Source organism: Leifsonia sp. LS1 (assembly GCF_020521355.1).
In the GTDB taxonomy this organism is placed as follows: Bacteria; Actinomycetota; Actinomycetes; order Actinomycetales; family Microbacteriaceae; genus Leifsonia.
Map to the genome: position 1 here is coordinate 83,311 of NZ_BPER01000007.1, position 19,573 is coordinate 102,883.

At 69.6% G+C, this 19,573-nt stretch carries 20 protein-coding genes and 1 pseudogene; 13 read left to right on the plus strand and 8 right to left on the minus strand.

Annotated elements, in window-relative coordinates; translation table 11 throughout:
* Window positions 1-6: 6 nt before the first annotated feature.
* Both hpf and secA read left to right on the plus strand, forming a co-directional pair.
* Window positions 7-708, plus strand: coding sequence for a ribosome hibernation-promoting factor, HPF/YfiA family (hpf, locus tag LLS1_RS13675; protein WP_226656335.1), 702 nt, complete (start codon window positions 7-9; stop codon window positions 706-708).
* A gap of 217 nt (window positions 709-925) precedes the next feature.
* A complete protein-coding gene (secA, locus tag LLS1_RS13680) occupies window positions 926-3,736 on the plus strand; it encodes a preprotein translocase subunit SecA (RefSeq protein ID WP_226656337.1) in 2,811 nt (936 codons plus the stop codon).
* Window positions 3,737-3,827: 91 nt separating this feature from the next.
* Here secA and LLS1_RS13685 read toward each other — a convergent pair whose 3' ends face one another.
* Window positions 3,828-4,529: an Rv3235 family protein gene (locus LLS1_RS13685; RefSeq protein ID WP_226656339.1), complete on the minus strand. Its 702-nt coding sequence runs from the start codon at window positions 4,527-4,529 to the stop codon at window positions 3,828-3,830.
* 274 nt (window positions 4,530-4,803) lie between these two features.
* Between LLS1_RS13685 and LLS1_RS13690 the strand changes: the two genes are divergently transcribed.
* Window positions 4,804-6,297, plus strand: a complete 1,494-nt coding sequence (locus LLS1_RS13690) for a sensor histidine kinase (RefSeq protein ID WP_223360077.1) — start codon at window positions 4,804-4,806, stop codon at window positions 6,295-6,297.
* 155 nt (window positions 6,298-6,452) lie between these two features.
* Here LLS1_RS13690 and LLS1_RS13695 read toward each other — a convergent pair whose 3' ends face one another.
* Window positions 6,453-6,701, minus strand: coding sequence for a WhiB family transcriptional regulator (locus tag LLS1_RS13695; protein WP_018190103.1), 249 nt, complete (start codon window positions 6,699-6,701; stop codon window positions 6,453-6,455).
* Between the two features lie 225 nt (window positions 6,702-6,926).
* Between LLS1_RS13695 and LLS1_RS13700 the strand changes: the two genes are divergently transcribed.
* From LLS1_RS13700 to LLS1_RS13730, 7 genes are all read left to right on the plus strand, one after another.
* Window positions 6,927-7,334: a hypothetical protein gene (locus LLS1_RS13700; protein ID WP_226656341.1), complete on the plus strand. Its 408-nt coding sequence runs from the start codon at window positions 6,927-6,929 to the stop codon at window positions 7,332-7,334.
* A gap of 36 nt (window positions 7,335-7,370) precedes the next feature.
* Entirely contained in the window at window positions 7,371-8,141 is a 771-nt protein-coding gene (locus tag LLS1_RS13705) for a DUF1684 domain-containing protein (RefSeq protein WP_226656343.1), read from the plus strand.
* Between the two features lie 57 nt (window positions 8,142-8,198).
* The gene (locus tag LLS1_RS13710) at window positions 8,199-9,701 is read left to right on the plus strand and encodes an ABC transporter substrate-binding protein (protein ID WP_226656345.1); all 1,503 of its coding nucleotides are present in this window, start codon (window positions 8,199-8,201) and stop codon (window positions 9,699-9,701) included.
* 70 nt (window positions 9,702-9,771) lie between these two features.
* Window positions 9,772-10,734 (plus strand): ABC transporter permease, encoded by a 963-nt coding sequence (locus LLS1_RS13715; protein ID WP_223360081.1) that lies wholly within the window; start codon window positions 9,772-9,774, stop codon window positions 10,732-10,734.
* A complete protein-coding gene (locus LLS1_RS13720) occupies window positions 10,731-11,609 on the plus strand; it encodes an ABC transporter permease (protein ID WP_226656347.1) in 879 nt (292 codons plus the stop codon). Before LLS1_RS13715 ends, LLS1_RS13720 begins: the two co-directional genes overlap by 4 nt.
* Complete coding sequence (locus LLS1_RS13725) at window positions 11,606-12,394, plus strand: ABC transporter ATP-binding protein (RefSeq protein ID WP_226656349.1); 789 nt, start codon at window positions 11,606-11,608, stop codon at window positions 12,392-12,394. The genes LLS1_RS13720 and LLS1_RS13725 overlap by 4 nt, the downstream gene beginning before the upstream one ends.
* Entirely contained in the window at window positions 12,391-13,155 is a 765-nt protein-coding gene (locus LLS1_RS13730; RefSeq protein WP_226656351.1) for an ABC transporter ATP-binding protein, read from the plus strand. Before LLS1_RS13725 ends, LLS1_RS13730 begins: the two co-directional genes overlap by 4 nt.
* 6 nt (window positions 13,156-13,161) lie before the next feature.
* Here the strand turns inward: LLS1_RS13730 and bcp are convergent, their stop codons facing one another.
* From bcp to aroA, 3 genes are read right to left on the minus strand one after another with little or no spacing between them, the layout of a single operon-like run.
* On the minus strand, window positions 13,162-13,635 hold the full coding sequence (gene bcp / locus LLS1_RS13735) for a thioredoxin-dependent thiol peroxidase (RefSeq protein WP_226656352.1): 474 nt from the start codon (window positions 13,633-13,635) through the stop codon (window positions 13,162-13,164).
* Between the two features lie 14 nt (window positions 13,636-13,649).
* Entirely contained in the window at window positions 13,650-14,711 is a 1,062-nt protein-coding gene (gene rsgA / locus LLS1_RS13740; RefSeq protein WP_226656354.1) for a ribosome small subunit-dependent GTPase A, read from the minus strand.
* Window positions 14,708-16,075, minus strand: a complete 1,368-nt coding sequence (gene aroA, locus LLS1_RS13745; protein WP_226656356.1) for a 3-phosphoshikimate 1-carboxyvinyltransferase — start codon at window positions 16,073-16,075, stop codon at window positions 14,708-14,710. Before aroA ends, rsgA begins: the two co-directional genes overlap by 4 nt.
* A gap of 177 nt (window positions 16,076-16,252) precedes the next feature.
* Here aroA and LLS1_RS13750 point away from each other — a divergent pair, with 177 nt between their 5' ends.
* Together LLS1_RS13750 and LLS1_RS13755 are read left to right on the plus strand one after the other, a co-directional pair.
* Window positions 16,253-16,861 (plus strand): sigma-70 family RNA polymerase sigma factor, encoded by a 609-nt coding sequence (locus tag LLS1_RS13750; RefSeq protein WP_223360088.1) that lies wholly within the window; start codon window positions 16,253-16,255, stop codon window positions 16,859-16,861.
* The gene (locus tag LLS1_RS13755) at window positions 16,858-17,103 is read left to right on the plus strand and encodes a zf-HC2 domain-containing protein (RefSeq protein ID WP_223360089.1); all 246 of its coding nucleotides are present in this window, start codon (window positions 16,858-16,860) and stop codon (window positions 17,101-17,103) included. Before LLS1_RS13750 ends, LLS1_RS13755 begins: the two co-directional genes overlap by 4 nt.
* 13 nt (window positions 17,104-17,116) lie before the next feature.
* On the opposite strand, the gene LLS1_RS19475 is transcribed toward LLS1_RS13755, so the two are convergent.
* Both LLS1_RS19475 and LLS1_RS19480 read right to left on the minus strand, forming a co-directional pair.
* Window positions 17,117-17,494: an aldo/keto reductase gene (locus LLS1_RS19475; protein ID WP_264186917.1), complete on the minus strand. Its 378-nt coding sequence runs from the start codon at window positions 17,492-17,494 to the stop codon at window positions 17,117-17,119.
* Window positions 17,495-17,595: 101 nt separating this feature from the next.
* Window positions 17,596-18,048: pseudogene (locus tag LLS1_RS19480) on the minus strand (aldo/keto reductase); the annotation flags it as partial.
* A 73-nt stretch (window positions 18,049-18,121) separates the two neighbouring features.
* Between LLS1_RS19480 and LLS1_RS13765 the strand changes: the two are divergent.
* The gene (locus LLS1_RS13765; RefSeq protein ID WP_226656358.1) at window positions 18,122-18,709 is read left to right on the plus strand and encodes a TetR/AcrR family transcriptional regulator; all 588 of its coding nucleotides are present in this window, start codon (window positions 18,122-18,124) and stop codon (window positions 18,707-18,709) included.
* 33 nt (window positions 18,710-18,742) lie between these two features.
* Here LLS1_RS13765 and LLS1_RS13770 read toward each other — a convergent pair whose 3' ends face one another.
* Window positions 18,743-19,510, minus strand: coding sequence for a VOC family protein (locus tag LLS1_RS13770; protein WP_226656360.1), 768 nt, complete (start codon window positions 19,508-19,510; stop codon window positions 18,743-18,745).
* Between the last annotated feature and the right edge of the window lie 63 nt (window positions 19,511-19,573).

Here is a 19,573-nt window from a genome sequence, read left to right on the forward strand (position 1 = left end):
GTCTCCATGGACATCAACATCATCGGACGCAACCTGGGAATCACTGATCGCTTCCGTGAATACGCGACCGAGAAGTCGGACAAGATCGCGCATCTGGCAGAGCGGGCCATCTCCCTCGAGATCAAGGTCAGCCGCCACAACGAGAAGCTCGGTGGCCAGAACGGCGATGATCGGGTCGAGCTGACACTCGTGGGGCCGAAGGCGGTGGTCCGCTCGGAGGCGACGGGCACCGACAAGTACGCGGCGTTCGACATCGCCCTGGGCAAGCTCCTCGAGCGCGTGCGTCGCGCGAAAGACCGTCGCAAGGTCCATCGCGGGCAGCATCGGCCGACCTCGCTGCGCGAGGCGAGCACGGACGGCTTCAGCGCCGTGGGGCTCGCAGCGGCGCCGGTCGCGGTGCTCGACCAGGTCAGGACGGGCAGCGTCCCGGTGGTGCAGGACTCCGAGGCGACGGAGGAGGCCGCTGAGGAGGAGTACTCGCCGGTCGTCATCCGCAAGAAGGTGTTCGCCTCGCTTCCGATGACGGTCGACGACGCGCTCTACTACATGGAGCTCGTCGGCCACGACTTCTACCTGTTCGTCGACCAGGAGACGCAGCGACCGAGCGTGGTCTACCGCCGCAAGGGCTGGGACTACGGCGTGATCGCGCTGGACGACGACGCGGATGAACTGCAGGAGGTGGCCACCGCCAGCCGCAAGCTCGGCTGACGACCCCGCGCCGATGGCGTCCGCCCGGGCGGCGGACGCCATCGGCGCCTCCGTGCGCGGATCCACCCTCCATTCGGCCGGCTTTCAGCTTCCGCTGGAGGAACCCGACGGCTGATCCCGTACGATGTCTCTAACGTCGGCGGTGCCAGCCGTCCGGCGTGCGTCCGACACGGGCGCGGGCACGATCGGCCCGAACGAACACAAGTGGAGTGCATCAGTGGCCTCAGTTCTGGAAAAGGTTCTCCGTCTCGGCGAGGGGCGCACCCTCCGTCGGCTCGAGGCGTACGCGAAAGCGGTCAACGCCCTCGAAGACGACTTCGCCGCGCTCACCGACGAAGAGCTCATGCACGAGACCGTCGAACTCCGCGAGCGCTACAGCAACGGGGAGTCGCTCGACGACCTCCTGCCCGAGGCGTTCGCCGCCGTCCGTGAGGCGGCGAAGCGCACGCTGGGCATGCGCCACTTCGACGTGCAGCTCATGGGAGGCGCCGCGCTTCATCTCGGCAACATCGCCGAGATGAAGACCGGTGAGGGCAAGACCCTCGTCGCGACGACGGCCGCCTACCTCAATGCCATCGCCAGCCGCGGCGTTCACGTGATCACGGTCAACGACTACCTCGCAAGCTACCAGTCGGAGCTGATGGGCCGCGTGTTCCGCGCCCTCGGCATGACGACCGGCGTCATCCTCTCCGGACAGACCCCGGAGGAGCGCCGGGAGCAGTACGCCGCCGACATCACGTACGGAACGAACAACGAGTTCGGCTTCGACTACCTGCGCGACAACATGGCGTGGCAGGCACAGGACATGGTCCAGCGCGGACACTACTTCGCCATCGTCGACGAGGTCGACTCGATCCTCATCGACGAGGCACGTACCCCGCTCATCATCTCGGGACCCTCGTCGGGTGAGGCGAACCGCTGGTTCGTCGAGTTCGCCAACCTCGCCAAGCGCCTCACCGCCGGTGAGGACTTCGAGGTCGACGAGAAGAAGCGCACCATCGGCGTGCTCGAGCCGGGTATCGAGAAGGTCGAGGACTACCTCGGCATCGACAACCTCTACGAGTCCGCCAACACGCCGCTGATCTCGTTCCTGAACAACGCCATCAAGGCCAACGCCCTCTTCAAGCGCGACAAGGACTACGTCGTGATGAATGGCGAAGTCCTGATCGTGGACGAGCACACCGGCCGCATCCTGGTCGGCCGCCGCTACAACGAGGGCATACACCAGGCGATCGAGGCGAAGGAGGGCGTCGAGGTCAAGGCCGAGAACCAGACGCTCGCCACCGTCACCCTGCAGAACTACTTCCGCCTCTACAAGAAGCTGTCGGGCATGACCGGTACGGCCGAGACCGAGGCGGCCGAGTTCATGAGCACGTACAAGCTCGGCGTCGTCCCGATTCCGACCAACAAGCCGATGCAGCGCATCGACCAGCCAGACCTCGTCTACAAGAACGAGCAGGCGAAGTTCGAGCAGGTCGTCGAGGACATCGTCAAGCGCCACGAGAAGGGCCAGCCCGTCCTGGTCGGCACGACCAGCGTCGAGAAGAGCGAGTACCTGTCGCGCTCTCTCGCCAAGAAGGGCGTCCGTCACGAGGTCCTGAACGCGAAGAACCACGCGCGCGAGGCGGCGATCGTGGCCCAGGCCGGCCGTCTCGGCGCCGTCACCGTCGCCACCAATATGGCCGGTCGAGGCACGGACATCATGCTCGGCGGCAACGCCGAGTTCATCGCGGTCGCCGAGATGAACGCGCGCGGGCTCTCCCCGGTGGAGACGCCCGACGAGTACGAGGAGCAGTGGGACGCCGTCTTCGCCGAGGTGAAGGAGAAGGTGCAGGAGGAGGCCGACAAGGTCATCGAGGCGGGAGGACTGTACGTGCTCGGCACCGAGCGCCACGAGTCCCGTCGCATCGACAACCAGCTCCGCGGTCGTTCCGGCCGTCAGGGCGACCCGGGCGAGAGCCGCTTCTACCTCTCCCTCACCGACGACCTCATGCGCCTCTTCAACGCCGGCGCCGCCGAGAGCCTCATGGGCCGGTCGAGCGTCCCGGACGACATGGCGATCGAGTCGAAGGTCGTCAGCCGGGCGATCCGCAGCGCGCAGTCGCAGGTGGAGGCGCGCAACGCGGAGATCCGCAAGAACGTCCTCAAATACGATGACGTCCTCAACCGTCAGCGCGAGGCCATCTACGGCGACCGCCGCCACATCCTCGAGGGCGACGACCTGCACGAGCGGGTGCAGAAGTTCCTGACGGACGTCATCGACGATATCCTCGACCAGCACACCGGCGAGGGCAGCGGGGACGACTGGGACTTCGACGCCCTATGGGCGGAGCTCAAGACGCTCTACCCGGTCGGCGTCAGCATCGACGAGGTCATCGCGGAAGCGGGCAACAAGGGCCGCATCAACCGCGAGTTCATGCGACGCGAGATCATGTCCGACGCCCGCCTCGCGTATCAGCGTCGCGAGGAGTCCCTTGGCTCGCCGGCGATGCGCGAGCTCGAACGCCGCGTGGTGCTGTCGGTCATCGACCGTCGCTGGCGTGAGCACCTGTACGAGATGGACTACCTCAAGGACGGCATCGGCCTGCGCGCCATGGCGCAGCGCGACCCGCTGGTCGAGTACCAGCGCGAGGGCTATGCGATGTTCCAGCAGATGATGGGGGCGATCCGCGAGGAGACCGTCGGCTTCCTGTTCAACCTGGAGGTCGAGGTCAACCAGGCTCCGGGCGAGGTCGAGTCCCCGTCGGTGGCGGCCAAGGGTCTGGCCCGTGGCGAGAGCGAGCAGCAGCGTCTGAGCTACTCCGCCCCGGGCGAGGGTGGCGGCGTCGAGGTCCGCAACCAGCGCGGTCAGATCGAGCAGGCCGCGACGGCTCGAGCCCAGAAGGCGCAGCAGCAGGCGGCGCCTCAGGCCGCCGCTCCGCAGCAGGCGTCCGCGCAGCGCGGCGCCTTCGGCCAGCGCGTCGAGTCCGACGGCGACGAGGCTCCCGCGAACCGCGCGGAGCGCCGAGCCCAGTCCAAGAAGCGCTGAGCCCCGCACGACCTGGCCCAGACCGGAAGGCGGCCCCTCTCGAGGGGCCGCCTTCCGGCGTTCCGGTGTCGTGCTGCTGATCCGGTCGGGGTCAGAGGACGCTGATGGCCGTCGCGCGCCAGCGGGAGCGGTGACGCTCGAGGCGCACGGCGACGGCGCGGGAGCGTGAGGTCTGGTGCACGACCACGACCGCCTCGATCACGCCGTCGGCGGGGCGACCGAGCACAGGAGCGCCGAGCCGGAAGCGCGGACGCATGGCCTCCTGCGCGGCGACGCTGCGGGCACGCGCGGCCAGCACCGTCCGCCGCAGGAGATGCAGGAAGACCGCGTCGGTGACCCAGCGGCCGATCTGGTCGAGCGCCCGCGCACCCGCGAGGATCTCGACGACGCAATGGGCGAGATTCAGGCAGAGGAGCTCCGGATCGTCGTCCAGTGCGGCCAGCGCGTCGTCCGCGCCGGGATCCGACGTGGTCAGCGGAGGAGGCGGGACGGCGCGGGCGGCACGGGCGGCATGGGGTCGCTGTGACGTCGGCGGCCGAAGATCGGCGGGCCGCGCGGGGGAGGCGTCCCCGGCTTCGTCGGCCTGAGTGCGTCCGGTGGCGGAGCGACCCGCGCCGCCGCCCTCGACACCCCGCGGCTGTTCGCGATGGATCGTGGGACGGGCCGGACAGGACTTCTGGACGGCGCCGACCGGAGCGTTCGACCGGTCGTGTCGCGGCGGCGCCGTTCGCTCCGGGGCGTTCGTCCGCGCGGGAGCGGGCGAGCGGTCGGTCGTCGTCGCTGTGGTGGGCATGGGTCTCCTTGTGATGTGATTCGGTATCGTGCTGCGTCGTCCGCTCCCGCGGGGAGGGGCGGCGGTGGAGACCGTCCGCCGCCGCGAGGACCGCGCTCACGGATGTCGACGCGCGCCGGATTTCCTGTGCTCACGGTTCCCCCCGATCGTCGACGGCCCCCGGCCGGTGTTCGCACGACCTCACTCAAGCAGCGGGGAGCGGGGGAGTCCAGGGCGTCGACGCGGGTGTGGATAACCGCCGTCAGGGCGCCGGGGGTCCGCCTACACTAGGGGGGTGTCGACGCTCAGTGATCTCATCCATGCCCAGGGTCGTTCGTCCGAGGCCGACGTGGAATGGCTCCACGGACTCGTCGGCGACTGGCAGCTGCTCGCCGACCTGGCGTTCGCCGACATCGTGCTGTGGGTGCCCACGTCCGACGACGACTTCGTCGCCGTCGCGCATGCGCGGCCGTCGAGCGCCGCGACGCTGTTCTACCGCGACTTCGTAGGGCAGCGCATCAAGCCGGAGTGGAAGCAGCAGGTGACCGACGCCTTCCGGACCAAGACGATCATCGACACGTCGGCCCCCGACTGGTACGAGGAGACCCCGACGCGCGTGCGGGCGGTTCCGGTCATCCGTCGCCTCACGGTGCACTCGCCCGACACGGCCGACGAGCCGATCGCGGTGATCACCCGGCACACCAACCTCAGCGAGGCGCGCACGCCGAGCCGGCAGGAGCTCGTGTTCAACGAGTGCGCCAACGACCTGTTCAGCATGATCGCCTCCGGCGACTTCCCCGACCTGGGCGCACCGGCCGCCCCTCGACGCGGCCAGCCGCGCGCCGCGGACGGGCTGATCCGTCTCGACGTCGACGGGATCACGACGTTCGCCAGCCCGAACGCCCTGAGCGCGTTCAACCGTATGGGCTTCACCGGCGAGCTGGAGGGTGAGTCGCTGGCGACGGTCACGACCGGCCTGGTGGTGGGCACGCTGACCGTCGACGAATCGCTCCCGCTCGTCGTGACCGGCCGCGCCCCGTGGCGGACCGACATCGAGGCACGCGGGGTGACGGTGTCGCTCCGCGCCATCCCGATCCGCAATCGCGGAGAGCGGGTCGGCGCGATCGTCCTCTGTCGCGACGTGTCGGAGCAGCGGCACCAGGAGCGTGAGCTCATCACCAAGGACGCGACGATCCGCGAGATCCACCACCGGGTCAAGAACAACCTGCAGACGGTCGCTTCGCTGCTGCGCATCCAGGCGCGCCGGACGCACTCGGAGGAGGCCCGCGAGGCTCTCAGCCAGGCGATGCGCCGAGTGGCGGCCATTGCGGTCGTGCACGACACGCTGTCGACCGGACTGGCGCAGATCGTCGACTTCGACGACGTGTTCGACCGCGTCCTGCTGCTCGTCGCGGAGGTGGCCGCGAGCCACACCACGACGGTCCATCCCAAGAAGTCGGGCTCCTTCGGCACGCTGCCGAGCGAGTACGCGACGCCGCTGGCCCTGGCGCTGACCGAGCTGGTCACGAACGCCGTCGAGCACGGCCTCGCCGGCCGCGAGGGCCAGGTCGAGATCATCGCGAACCGCTCGGCGGAGTCGCTGACGGTCAAGGTCGTCGACAACGGGTCGGGCCTGCCGGAGGGCAAGGTCGGCTCCGGTCTCGGCACGCAGATCGTGCGCACGCTCATCCAGGGCGAGCTCGGGGGAGCGATCGACTGGCACACGCTCATGGGGCAGGGCACCGAGGTGACCATCGAGGTCCCCCTGCGCTACCTCACGACGGTTTGACGCCGTCGGCCGCCCCTCGGCAAGAGAAAGGCCGAGGGGCGCTCCGCCTCGTCGGTGCTGTGCGGGGTGCTAGGTGTCCGTCCAGCTGGTGCGGAGCGCCGCCTCGGCGGTGCTGTGGTGCGATGAAGAGTCTGTGGTGTGGCGGTGCCGCGCGCTCAGGAAGCGCGGCGGGCGCGGGCGGCGCGACGCTTGAGAGCGCGGCGCTCGTCCTCTGAGAGGCCGCCCCAGACGCCCGAGTCCTGGCCGGTCTCGAGGGCGTACTGCAGGCAGATCTCGGTGACGGTGCACCGCGCGCAGACCGCCTTCGCCTTGTCGATCTGGTCGACGGCGGGTCCCGTGTTTCCGACGGGGAAGAAAAGCTCGGGGTCCGCGGTCAGGCAGGCGGCTTTGTCGCGCCAATCCATGAAGATATGCTCCTTGTTCGCTGAATGTCTCCTGGCCTGAGTGGCCTAGAATGCAGGTAAGCAGTCGGGTTACAGGGTTCTTCAGATCCGTTGGGGAAAAGACCTGCCCACCACCCTGTGAGCACTAACTCGACCTCCAATATGCTCCCATAGGGCCCAACTCGAATCAATAGTTTTGTATGGGATAACCCTGGGAACACATGACGGAAATAGTGGAGTGATATAGTGCCCGACTCGAACTCCCGACCGCCCGCGCTGATCGCCCTCGCGGTGATCCTGTTCCTGGAGGCCGCTCTGGTCACCGGGCTCGCCGGCTGGCTGCTCGTCGAACTGCTCACGGTGACACCCGAGTCGTTCGCGACCGCGATCGCGATCTTCATCCTGACGCTGCTCGGGGCGATCTGGGTCATCGTCACCGCCGCGGGCATCCTGCGGAAGCGGGGATGGGCGCGCGCGTCGACGGTGACCATCCAGATCCTGCAGATCGCCGTCGCCGTCGGCTGTTTCCAGGGTCTCGTCGCGCGGCCGGACCTGGGCTGGGCGCTCCTGATCCCCGCCCTGGTCGCCGGAGTCCTCGCCCTCACGCCGTCCGTCGTCCGTGCCACGGTGCGCAACACAGAGCAACACGATTGAGCACGAGTCGGGAACAAGACGCAGACTGAGTGCGTTATGCCCGACATCGTGACTGATCTCTCCGCCCCGCAGGCCCCCGCATTCAGACCCTCTTCGCCCGCGTCCGTCGACGCGGCACGCGCCGGCTACGACGCATGGCGACGGGCGCGGCTCGCGAGCGTCGCCGCCCCGACCGGCAACCTCGCACTCGTGGAGACGCGCTGGCTCGCACCCGACGATCAGACCACGGCGGAGGACGCGCTCGCCGGCCGGCCCGCCACCGTCACCGCCACGGAGCTGACCCGCCGCGACCTGGAGACCGGGGAGCCCGAGCGGGGAATCCGCCTGTGGGACGCCGACTCGCCGGCCATCCGGGCGTTCGAGACCATCGACGCGTTCCCGTTCGATCCGGAGTGGGTCGTCGAGGCCGAGTTCCACCCGGTCGCGGCCGACCGCACGGTGCCCTTCGAGCATCTACGCGACAACGGGCTCACCCGCGATCTCGTCGTCCCCGGTGACATCACCTTCCGGCTCGACGGCGTCGACCACACGCTGAGCGCGTTCGACGACGACGGCACTCTTCTGCTCGTCTTCGCCGACGCCACCAACGGTGCGGAGGGGGACGACGGAACGTACGCGTCCGGGCGCTTCCTCTTCGTGCAGCGCGACGGAGACCGCGTCGTCCTGGACTTCAACCGCGCCTTCGTGCCTCCCTGCGGCTTCTCGGACCAGTACAACTGTCCGCTGCCGCCGCGGAACAACCGCTTCGCCGTGCCCGTCCTCGCGGGCGAGAAGCGCGTGGTGCTCCGCTCGGGCGGCGCGCGATAGCGCATCCGGTTCGCTCCACCCTTCCCTTCCCCCCCTCCACAGCACAGGAGAACTCCGTTGAGAAAGACCCCCCTGCTCGCCACTCTCGCGATCGGCATCGCCGCGGCGTTGACGCTCGCCGGATGCTCGGGCGCCTCGTCCTCCTCGTCGGCGTCCGGAACGGACGCGACGATCGCCGTCGGCTCGCAGAACGAGCCCGTCCACCTCGACAACACCGCCGGCAGCGGCAGCGGAGTCACGGAGGCGTTCAACGGCAACGTCTACGAGGGGCTGTTCAAGCTCACCGACGACGGCAAGGTCGAGCCGCTGCTCGCGACCAAGTACACCGCCAGCGAGGACGGCCTCACCTACACGTTCACGCTCCGGGAGGGCGTGAAGTTCCACGGCGGCTCCGCGTTCACCAGCGCCGATGTCAAGCGGAGCATCGAGCGCGTGACCGCCGCCGACTCGCAGTCGGCCCGCAAGTCGCAGCTCGCGGTGATCTCGGGCATCGAGACCCCCGACGCGCACACCGTTGTCATCACACTGAAGAACCGGTCGATCTCCCTCCCGTACAACCTCAGCTACGTGTGGATCTACGGTCCGGGCGTGAAGGACTACAAGACGGCGGAGGACGGCACCGGCCCCTACACGCTCGGCACGTGGAAGCGCGGCAGTTCGCTCAGCATCGAGCGCTGGAGCGGCTACTGGGGCGAGAAGGCGAAGAACAAGGAGGTCGTCTTCGACTACTTCACCGACGCCTCCGCCCTCTCCAACGCGCTCGTGACGAACCAGGTCGACATCGTCACCAACATCCAGAGCCCGGACGCGCTCGACCAGCTCAAGGGCAACACGGACTATGCGATCAACGACGGCAAGTCGACGGTCAAGGAGCTCCTGGCGTTCAACGACCGCGTCGCGCCGTTCGACAAGGCTGAGGTCCGCAAGGCCGTGTACTCCGCGATCGACACCAAGAAGCTCCTCAACTCGATCTGGGGCGACTACGGCACCCTGATCGGCTCGATGGTCCCGCCGAGCGACCCCTGGTACGAGGACCTCACCACGGTGAACCCCTACGACACGGCCCTCGCGAAGAAGGAGCTCGCCGACGCGGGCTATGCGAACGGCTTCACGTTCACGCTCGACACCCCGAGCTACGACCCGCACCCCGCCGTCGCCGAGTTCGTGAAGAGCGAGCTCGCCAAGGTGGGCATCACCGTGAACATCAACACCATCTCGGCGGACGAGTGGTACTCGAAGGTGTTCAAGGAGAAGAACTTCGAGGCGACCCTCCAGGAGCATGTGAACGACCGCGACGTGGTCTGGTACGGGAACCCCGACTTCTACTGGGGCTACGACAACCCGCAGGTCACCCAGTGGGTGGACGAGGCCGAGCAGTCCTCGACCACCGCCGAGCAGACCGCGAAGCTGAAGCTGGTCAACGAGCAGATCGCGAAGGACGCTGCGAGCGTGTGGCTGTACCTCACGCCGCAGATCGTCGTCGCCTCCAGCGACCTCTCCGGCTATACCGTCAACGGGCTGAACTCGACCTTCTACACGTACGACATCGTCAAGAAGTAGCGCCGAGAGCACACCCTCCTCGCCCGGGGAGTCCGTGACGGACTCCCCGGGCCTCTACGCTGAAAACACCATGGCCCCGTATCTGTTGCGTCGCACCGCGTTCCTCGTGGTGTCGCTGCTGCTCGCCATGGTGGTCCTGTTCTTCCTCCTGCGCGTGCTCCCGGGCGACCCGGCGAATGCGCTGCTGTCGGTCAACGCGACCCCGGAGCAGATCGCAGCCGCCCAGAAGCAGGTGGGCAGCGACAAGCCGCTGATCGACCAGTTCTTCGCCTGGTTCGGCAGCCTGCTGCGGCTCGACCTCGGCACGTCCTTCATCAGCTCTCTGCCGGTCGGGCCCGAGATCGTCTCCCGGCTGGCGGTCACCATCCCGCTGACACTGCTGTCGTTCGCTCTCGCGCTCGTCCTCGCCCTCCCGATCGGATTCGTCGCGGCCTGGAAGGCCGACCGCTGGTACGGCATCGCCCTCTCCGCGTTCTCACAGCTCGGGATCGCCGTGCCGGTGTTCTGGGTCGGCATTCTGCTGGTCAGCGTCTTCTCGATCAACCTCCGCTGGTTCCCCTCGGGTGGCTTCCCGCGCGACGACTGGGCCGATCCGGCGGCGGCGCTGGAGTCGCTCGCGCTGCCGATCATCACCATCGCCATCGTGATGAGCGCCTCCATCGCGCGATACGTCCGCAGCGCGACGCTCGACGTGATCGGGAGCGACTACCTGCGCAACTCGCGGGCGCTCGGGTCGACCTTCGGCGGGGCGATGTGGCGGCACGGCGTGCGCAATGGAGCCGTGCCGGTCATCTCCATCCTGGGCATCGAGCTCGCCACGACCTTCCTCGGCGCCGTCGTCGTCGAGAGCGTCTTCACCCTGCCCGGGCTGGGGAGCATGCTGCTGCGGGCGATCGAGCAGCACGACTTCCAGAGCATCCAGGGCATCCTCTTCGTCTCGACGTTCGCCGTGCTGATCATCGGTTTCGCCGCCGATGTGGTGCAGCGCCTCGTCGACCCGCGCCTGCGGCACAGCATCTCGGGGAACCGATGAGCGCGGTCGTCGATCAGGCGGCGGCGCAGGGCGCCGCACCGCAGCGGCGCGGCCGACGGCGTGCCCGCCGTTCGGTGACCCTCGGGATCGGGCTGACGCTCGTCGGACTGGTCGCGCTCGTCGCACTGGTCTCGTTCTTCTGGCTGCCCTACGCGCCCAGCGACACGTCGGGCGGGAGGCTCGAGCACCCCGGGCCGGAGCACTGGCTGGGCACCGACAAGCTCGGCCGCGACCTCCTGTCGCAGCTGATGGTCGGCGCTCGCATCGCGCTGGCCGTCGGCCTCGGCTCGGTCGCGATCGGCGCGCTCATCGGCGTGACGATCGGTCTCCTCGCGGCGTTCGCCTCGACGTGGCTCGACGACACCATCTCCGCCGTGCTGGACATCCTGATCGCCTTCCCGACGCTCCTGCTCGCCATGCTCATCGTGGCGGCGCAGGGCGCATCGCTCGGCACGGCGATCCTTGCGATCGGGCTGGCGATGTCGGCCGTCATCGCGCGTCTCACCCGCGTGCTCGCCAAACGTGTGCTGGGGCACCAGTACGTCACGGCCGCGCGCACGTCCGGCACGGGCTGGCCCGGCGTGGTCGGCCGGCACGTGCTGCCGAACATCTGGCCGACCCTGCTGGTGAACCTGGCGCTGCAATTCGGCATCGCGGTGCTCGCCGAGGCGAGCCTGTCGTACCTGGGCCTGGGTGCGCCGCCGCCGAACGCATCGTGGGGCCGCCTGCTGCAGGAGGCCCAGGGCACTGTGGCGGTCGCCCCGGTCGGCGCCATCGCACCCGGCGTCGCGCTGGTCGTGCTCGTGATCGGCGTCAACCTGGTCGCAGACGGTCTCCGTGACGTCGTCGACCCGACGAGGAGGCGGTCCCGATGATCCTCGACGTGAGATCCCTCTCCGTGGCGGCGCGCGACGGCGCACCACTCGTGCGCGACATCTCCTTCTCTCTGGCGGCCGGGGAGCGGCTGAGCCTGATCGGCGAGTCCGGTTCCGGCAAATCGCTGACGTCGTACGCGGTGGCCGGCCTCGTGCCGGACGGCCTGACCGCCGCGGGATCGGTGGAGCTCGACGGTGTGCAGGTCGTCGGGGCGAAAGAACGCGATCTGGTCCCGCTGCGCGGACGTGTGGTGTCGTTCGTCTTCCAGGAGCCGCTGACCGCGCTCGATCCGCTGATGCGACTCGGGCAGCAGGTCGCGGAGCCGCTGCGCCGCCACCTCGGCCTGCGCGGGAGCGCGCTCCGAACGGCGGTGCGCGAGGCCCTCGACGAGGTGCGGCTGCCGGATCCCGACCGCATCGCGCGTGCCTACCCGCACGAGATCTCCGGCGGTCAGCGGCAGCGCGTCGCGATCGCTGCGGCGCTCGCCTGCCGACCCCGGCTGCTGATCGCGGACGAGCCGACGACCGCGCTCGATGTCACCGTGCAGGCCGATGTGCTCGCCCTGCTCGACTCCCTCGTCGCCGAGCGCGCGATGGCGCTGCTGTTCGTCAGCCACGACCTCGCCGTCGTGTCCCGCATGACCGATCGCGCTCTGGTGCTGCGCGGAGGGCGCGTGGTGGAGGAAGGCTGCATCCAGCGCCTCCTCGACGCGCCGACGGACCCGTACACGATCGAGCTTGTGCGCAGCGCCCGGGAGCTCGACGCCGCCCTGGAGGTGGAATGACCGCCATCCTCGAGCTCCGCGACGCAGGCTTCCGCTATCGCCGCGCCACCGCTCCCGCGCTGGAGGGCGTGTCGCTGAGCGTGGAAGAGGGACGCAGCGTCGGTCTCGTCGGCGAGTCCGGCGCGGGCAAGACCACCGCCCTCTCGCTCCTGCTCGGCCTCAGCAGCCCGAGCAGCGGCGCCGTGCTCTTCGACGGCGCCCCTCTCGACCGCCGGGATGGACGGGTCATGCGCGTGTTCCGGCGGAGCGTGCAGACGGTCTTCCAGGACCCCTACTCCTCGCTCGACCCGCGCCAGAGCGTCGGCCGCATCGTGGGCGAGCCGCTCGCGTCGCTCCGGATCGCGTCGGGAGCCGACGCCCGCGACCGTGTCGCCGCGGCGCTCGAAGCGGTGGCTCTTCCCGCGGATGCGGCCGGACGCTACCCGCACGAGTTCTCCGGCGGGCAGCGGCAGCGCATCGCGATCGCCCGCGCGATCGTGTCGCGGCCGCGGGTGCTCTTGGCCGACGAGCCGGTGAGCGCCCTCGACGTGACGACGCGCATCCAGATCGTCGAGTTGCTCGGCCGGCTGGCCGAGCAGGACGGCATGACCGTCGTCATGGTGTCGCACGATCTCAGTGTCGTGGCGTCGCTCTGCGCCGAGACCGTCGTGCTCCGCGGCGGACGGGTGGTGGAGCAGGGGCCGACCAGGGCGGTGCTGCGCACCCCGGCCGACCCCTACACGCAGCGCCTGCTCGCGTCGGTTCCCCGCCTCCCGGCCTGATCCGGCCTAGTCGAGGCCGAGCTTCTTGCGGAGCGACGCCACGTGGCCCGTCGCCTTCACGTTGTAGAGCGGCAGGCGCACCGAGCCGTCGGGGTCGATCACGAACGTCGAGCGGATGACGCCCTGCACCACCTTGCCGTAGAGCTTCTTCTCGCCATAGGCGCCGTACGCGTTGTGGACGGCGAGGTCCTCATCGGAGAGCAGCGGGAAGTTGAGGCCCTCCTGCTCCTGGAACTTCTTGTTCTGTGCCGGGGCGTCCTTCGAGATGCCGATGACCTGGTAGCCGGCCGACTTCAGCGAGTTGAGGTTGTCGCGGAAGTCGCACGCCTCCTTCGTGCACCCCGGCGTCATCGCCGCAGGATAGAAGTAGACGATCACGTTCTTCCCGGCGTAGTCGCTGAGGGAGACGGGGGAGCCGTCCTGGTCGGTCAGGGTGAACGCGGGGGCCGGCCGGCCGGCTTCGAGTCGCACGTCAGTCATGCGTCCATTCTCGCTCAGCGCGCGAAGGTCGTGAGCAATCTCTGGAGGGAGTCGAGTCGTGCGCGCCCCGCCTCGCCCAGGGCGCCGGCCTCCACTGCCTCCACGATGGCGCAGTCCGGAGCGTCCGGCAGGTGAGTGCAGCCGCGCGGGCAGTCCTCCGCCAGCTCGGCGAGGTCGGTGAAGGATTTCAGGATGCTGTCCGTGTTCACGTGCCCGAGCCCGAACGAGCGCACGCCGGGGGTGTCGATCACCCAGCCGTGTCCCTCGCGGCTCTCGACGCGGAGCGAGACGGTGGACGAGGAGGTGTGCCGGCCTCGCCCGGTGACGACGTTGACATGGCCTGTCGCTCGGCGTGCGCCGGGCACGAGCTCGTTGACCAGGGTCGACTTGCCCACACCCGAATGGCCGACGACGACCGTGTCGTGCCCCACCAGAGCCGCCCTGATCTCGTCGACCGGGATGCGGTCCTCACGGCTGGTGAAAATTGGCAGGTCGAGTCCGGCGAAGTTCTCGAGGAACGGGGCCGGATCGGCGAGGTCGATCTTCGTCACGCACAGCATGGGCGCGATCCCGGCGTCGTACGCGGCGACCAGGTAGCGGTCCACGAGTCGCGTGCGCGGCTCGGGGTTGGCCGCCGCGACGACGATGAGCATCTGATCGGCGTTCGCCACGATCACCCGCTCCACATCGTCGGTGTCGTCGGCGCTGCGGCGCAGAAGGGTCGAGCGCTCCTCGATCCGCACGATGCGGGCGAGGGTGCCCTCCTCCCCGGTGGTGTCGCCCACGACGGCCACGCGGTCCCCGTTCACGATCGGCTGGCGGCGCAGCTCGCTGGCTCGGGCGGCGACGACCTGGCGTTCGTCGTCGGTGTCCTCATCGAGGAGCACGGTGTATCGGCCGCGGTCCACGCCCAGCACCCGCGCGATCTGCGCGTCGGTGTGCCCGGGCCGCGTCTTCGTGCGCGGCCGGTTGCCCTTCGGGTTCGGCCGCGAGCGGACGCTCGACTCGTCGAAGGCGTCGTATTCGTCGTCGTCGTCGTCGCCGTCGTCCCACCAGGCCCCCGTGTTCTCCGTCACTGCGTAGCGGTGCCTTCCGCGAGCATCCGCGTCCACAGCTGGGTGAACTGAGGCAGGGTCTTCGCCGTCGTGGCGACGTTCTCGATCTCGACGCCCGGGACGACCAGTCCGACGATGGCGCCGGCGGTCGCCATGCGGTGGTCTTCATAGCTGCGCCACACGCCGCCGCGCAGCGGCCGCGGCTCGATGCGCAGGCCGTCCTCCAGCTCGGTGACCGCACCGCCGAGGCCGTTGATCTCGGCGGCCAGAGCCGCCAGCCTGTCGGTCTCGTGGTGGCGGATGTGCCCGATGCCGGTGATCTCGCTCGGCCCGTCCGCCAGAGCGGCGATAGCGACGAGCGCCGGGGCGAGCTCGCCGCCGGTGGTGAGGTCGAGCTGCACGGGGCGGATGCGCTCGGGCCCGGCGACCGTCAACCGGTCGCCCTCGCGCGTCACGGTCGCGCCGAACAGAGGCAGCAGTTCCGCCAGGTCGGCGCCCACCTGCGTGGTCGACTCCGGCCAGCCGGTGATGGTCACCGTGCCGCCGGTGACCACCGCGGCCGCGAGGAACGGCGCCGCATTGGAGAGATCGGGCTCGATGTCGACGTCCCGCGCGGCGATGGCGCCCGGCCGTACGACCCAGCGCCCCACCTCCGGCGACTCGACCTCGACGCCGCGGGCCGCCAGGGTGGCGATGGTCATCTCGATGTGCGGGAGGCTCGGGAGGCGCTCGCCGGAGTGGGTAAGGTCGAGGCCCTCAGTGAAGCGGCTCGCCGAGAGCAGCAGCGCGCTGACGAACTGGCTGGAGCTGGAGGCGTCGACACTGATCGCGCCTCCGGCGACCGAGCCCGTCCCGTGCACCGTGAACGGGAGCGAGCCGCGGCCGTCGTCGTTCACGTCGACGCCGAGCGCCCGGAGGGCCGCGATGATCGCCCCCATGGGCCGACCGCGCGCGGAGTCGTCCGCGTCGAACGACGTCGGCCCGAGGGCCAGACCCGCGATCGGGGGGACGAAGCGCATGACGGTGCCCGCCTGGCCGCATTCGATCGTGGTGCTGCCGAGCAACTCCTCCGCGGGCGTGACGAGGAGGTCGGCGCCGAACTCGCTGTCGCCGTGCTTCTCGTCGATGCCGACGCCGAGAGAGCGCAGCGCCTCGATCATGTTGGCGCTGTCTCGCGAGTGCAAGGGAGCCCGCAGCAGCGAGGGCCCGTCGGCGAGGGCCGCGAGCACGAGCTCGCGCGCGGTGAGCGATTTGGATCCGGGGAGCGACACCGACGCGGAGACCGGCCCGGACGCGACGGGCGCGGGCCACAGCGTGTTCGGCTCCTCCGTGCGGGCGTCGCCGTACGGGTCGAAGTCGGGAGCGGAATATTTCGAGATCAGCATTGTTGTCAAGGGTATCCGTGTTCCCGACCGAAGGAAGGACATCCCGTGGCATCCAGGACCGCCGTTCTCGACGCTCCCCGCGCGACGACACGTCGCGTGCCCCTCGGGACCCGATCCCTCCGCCGCTCGGACACCCGTCGAGACGTCGTGGCGGCGGCACAACTAGACTTGCCCCCGATGAGCACCGAAACCGAGGACAGCGGTCGCCTCTTCGAGGAGCAGGCCCTGCCGTTCATGGACCAGCTGTACGCAGCGGCCCTCCGCATGACCAGGAATCCGTCGGACGCACAGGACCTGGTCCAGGAGACGTATGTCAAGGCGTACGCCGCCTTCGCGCAGTTCCAGCAGGGCACGAACCTCAAGGCGTGGCTGTACCGCATCCTCACCAACACGTTCATCAACACCTATCGCAAGAAGCAGCGCGAGCCGTATCAGGGGACGATCGACGAGCTCGAGGACTGGCAGCTCGGAGGCGCGGAGTCGATCTCCGCGTCGTCCAGCCGCTCGGCCGAGGCGGAGGCGATCGACCATCTGCCCGACAGCGCCGTCAAGGACGCGCTGCAGGCCATCCCGGAGGATTTCCGGCTGGCCGTCTACCTCGCCGACGTGGAGGGGTTCTCCTACCAGGAGATCGCCGACATCATGAAGACCCCCATCGGCACGGTGATGAGCCGGCTGCACCGCGGTCGCAAGATGCTGCGGGAACTCCTCACCGACTACGCGCATGAGCGCGGGCTCTCTGCTGTCCAGCCCGCCGCCGTGCAGACCACCAGGAGCACGAAATGACGGACTGCGGCTGCGAGAAGGCCAAGAAAGACCTCGAGGAATACCTGCGCAACGAGTTGTGCCGCGAAGATGCGGCGGACATCCGGGAGCACCTCGCGAACTGCGACGGGTGCACGAACGAGGCGCACCTCAATGTGGTGCTGACCGAGGTCGTGCAGCGGGCGTGCAAGGAGACCGCGCCGGAGACGCTGCGCACCGAGGTGCTGCTGCGCATCCGGTCGTTCCAGGCGACCGCCCACTGACGCCCGCCGGAGGCTAGTCGGTCCAGCGCGGAGCCGGGTCGCCCGCGGAGGCGAAGCGTGCCTCCCAGATCGCGTCCAGCTCGGCCGTGGTCGCCGGGTCGAGGTCGATCCCGCCGACGGCGACATTCTCGGCCAGGTGTGCGGCACTCGACGTCCCGGCGATGATCAGGGCGACGGGGGAGTGACCGAGCAGCCACGCGAGTCCGATCTGCGCCGGGGTCGCTCCCCGTCGTTCGGCGGCGGCGACCACCTCGGGCTGCTCGGTGGCTTTGGGGATGCCGGGGAAGCCGGAGCCGAGCGGGAAGAACGGCACCCATGCGATCCCCTGGTCGGCGCACAGCCGCAGGAGAGGTTCGAAGCGCCGGTCGACGACGCCGTAGGCGTTCTGCACGCACACGATGCCGGCGGGGAGGGCGCGCCGCCATCGGGCTCGTCGACCGCGCTGAGTCCGATGGCGCGGATGGTGCCGGCGTCGCGCAGGGCGATGAGCGCCGCCAGCTGATCGTCGAGGTCGACCACCTGCTCACCCTCCGCCACGACGCCGGGTCCGACGTCGAGACGACGGAGGTTCACGACGTCGAGGCGTTCGCGCCCGAGCGTGCGGAGGTTGTCCTCGACGGCCTGCCGGAGTTGCTCGGGCCGTTGGCCCGGCCGGAGCGGAATCGGGCCGCCGGGATTCTTCAGCGCGCCCACTTTCGTGACGACCACCACGTCGTCCGCGGGCCGGATCGCGCGGCGGATGAGGTCGTTGGAGATGCTGTCGCCATAGAAGTCGGCGGTGTCGATGTGGTCGATGCCGAGTTCGACCGCCCGGCGCAGAAGGCGCACGCCCCCGTCGGGGTCTGCGCTGAACCGTTCCAGCGCCATCGCGCCGTAGCCGATGCGCGCCACGGAGTGGCCGGCCAGGTCCGCGGTTCCGCCCGGGCGGATGATCGTGTCGTTCATGGGGGACTTCCCTATACTCAAGAGAGAGCGGAGGAGCCTCCGCTTAACTTCACTATACGGAGGAGCCTCCGCTTTGTCATCCCCTGAGACGACCTCGACGCGATCCCGCGCACCTCGCGCGGATGCCGCTCGCAACCGCGCCGTGCTCGTGGAGGCCGCACGGTCCGCGTTCGCGGCCGGCGGGGAGCAGGTCTCCCTCGAAGCCATCGCACGGGCGGCCGGGGTGGGGATCGGAACCCTCTACCGCAACTTCCCGACCCGTGAGGACCTCGTCGCCGCGGTGTACGCCCAGGAACTCGATGCGGTCATCGCCGCAGCGGAGGACCACCTCGACGCCGTGCCCGCTGATGCGGCACTCCGCAGCTGGCTGGACCGCTATGCCGGGTTCGTGACGACCAAACGCGGCATGGCCGAGTCACTGCGAGCCGGCGCACTCGCGGACGCGGCCAACACCCTCCACACCCGCGAGCGCGTGAACAGTGTGATCGCGCGCTTCCTCGAGGCGGGGGTGGCGACCGGGGCACTACGGGGCGACCTCGAGGCCGACGACGTCACGACCGCGCTCGTCGGCGTCTTCCTCGCCACGCGGAGTACCGCGGACACGGCCCAGATCGCGCGCCTGCTCGACCTGCTCGTGGACGGCCTCCGACCGCGAGCCTGACGCGGGCGCAGACGGAGGGGCGGCGACGGTCGGTCAGCGCACCTGGTGCAGGAAGAAGAGCGCGCCGAGCGGGTCGGTCGCCTGCGCGAAACGGCCGAACTCGCTGTCCCACGGATCCCGCACGATCGTGCCGCCGAGTTCGGCGACCCGCTGCGAGGCGGCGTCCGCATCGGCGACGCCGAAGTACACCACCCAGTGCGACGGCACGCCGGGCGGCAGCATCCCGTCGGCGTCGTAGATCCCGCCCGCTGGCATCTCCGGGTCGCCGAACGTGGAATAGCGGAAGTCTGCCGTGTCGCCGAGTACCTGGGTCTGCCACCCGAAGACCCGCGTGTAGAAGTCGACCTGCGCGGGGTAGGCGCGCGCATAGAGCTCATGCCAGGCGATGCCGCCCACCTCCGCGACAAGCTCGAAGCCGCGGTGCTGCTCCGGTTCCCACAGCCCGACGACCGCGCCGCCGGGGTCCGCGATCACCGCAAGACGGCCCTGGTCGCCCACTTCCATCGTCGGCGCCAGCGCGTTCGCGCCGTTGTCGACGGCATCGCGCTCGGCCGCGTCGGAGTCCTCGACCAGCAGGTACGTGAGCCACGCATCGGGCTGCGCGCCGGGCATCGCGGGTCCGAGCCCGGCGACGGTGCGGCCGTCCTTGCGGAGGGTGACGTACCCGCCGTACTCCTCGCCGGCCTCGTCTGCGGTCCAGCCGAACAGGGACGTGTAGAACGCGAGCGCGCGGGGGACGTCGGAGGATGCGAGGTCGACCCAGCAGGGCTCGCCGAGGCGGTGGGTGGTCAGCACGGTCATGGCCACAACGTACGCCCGAGAGCGCGCCCGGCAACAGGCCCCTGGCGGCCGGGGTGCGTGAAC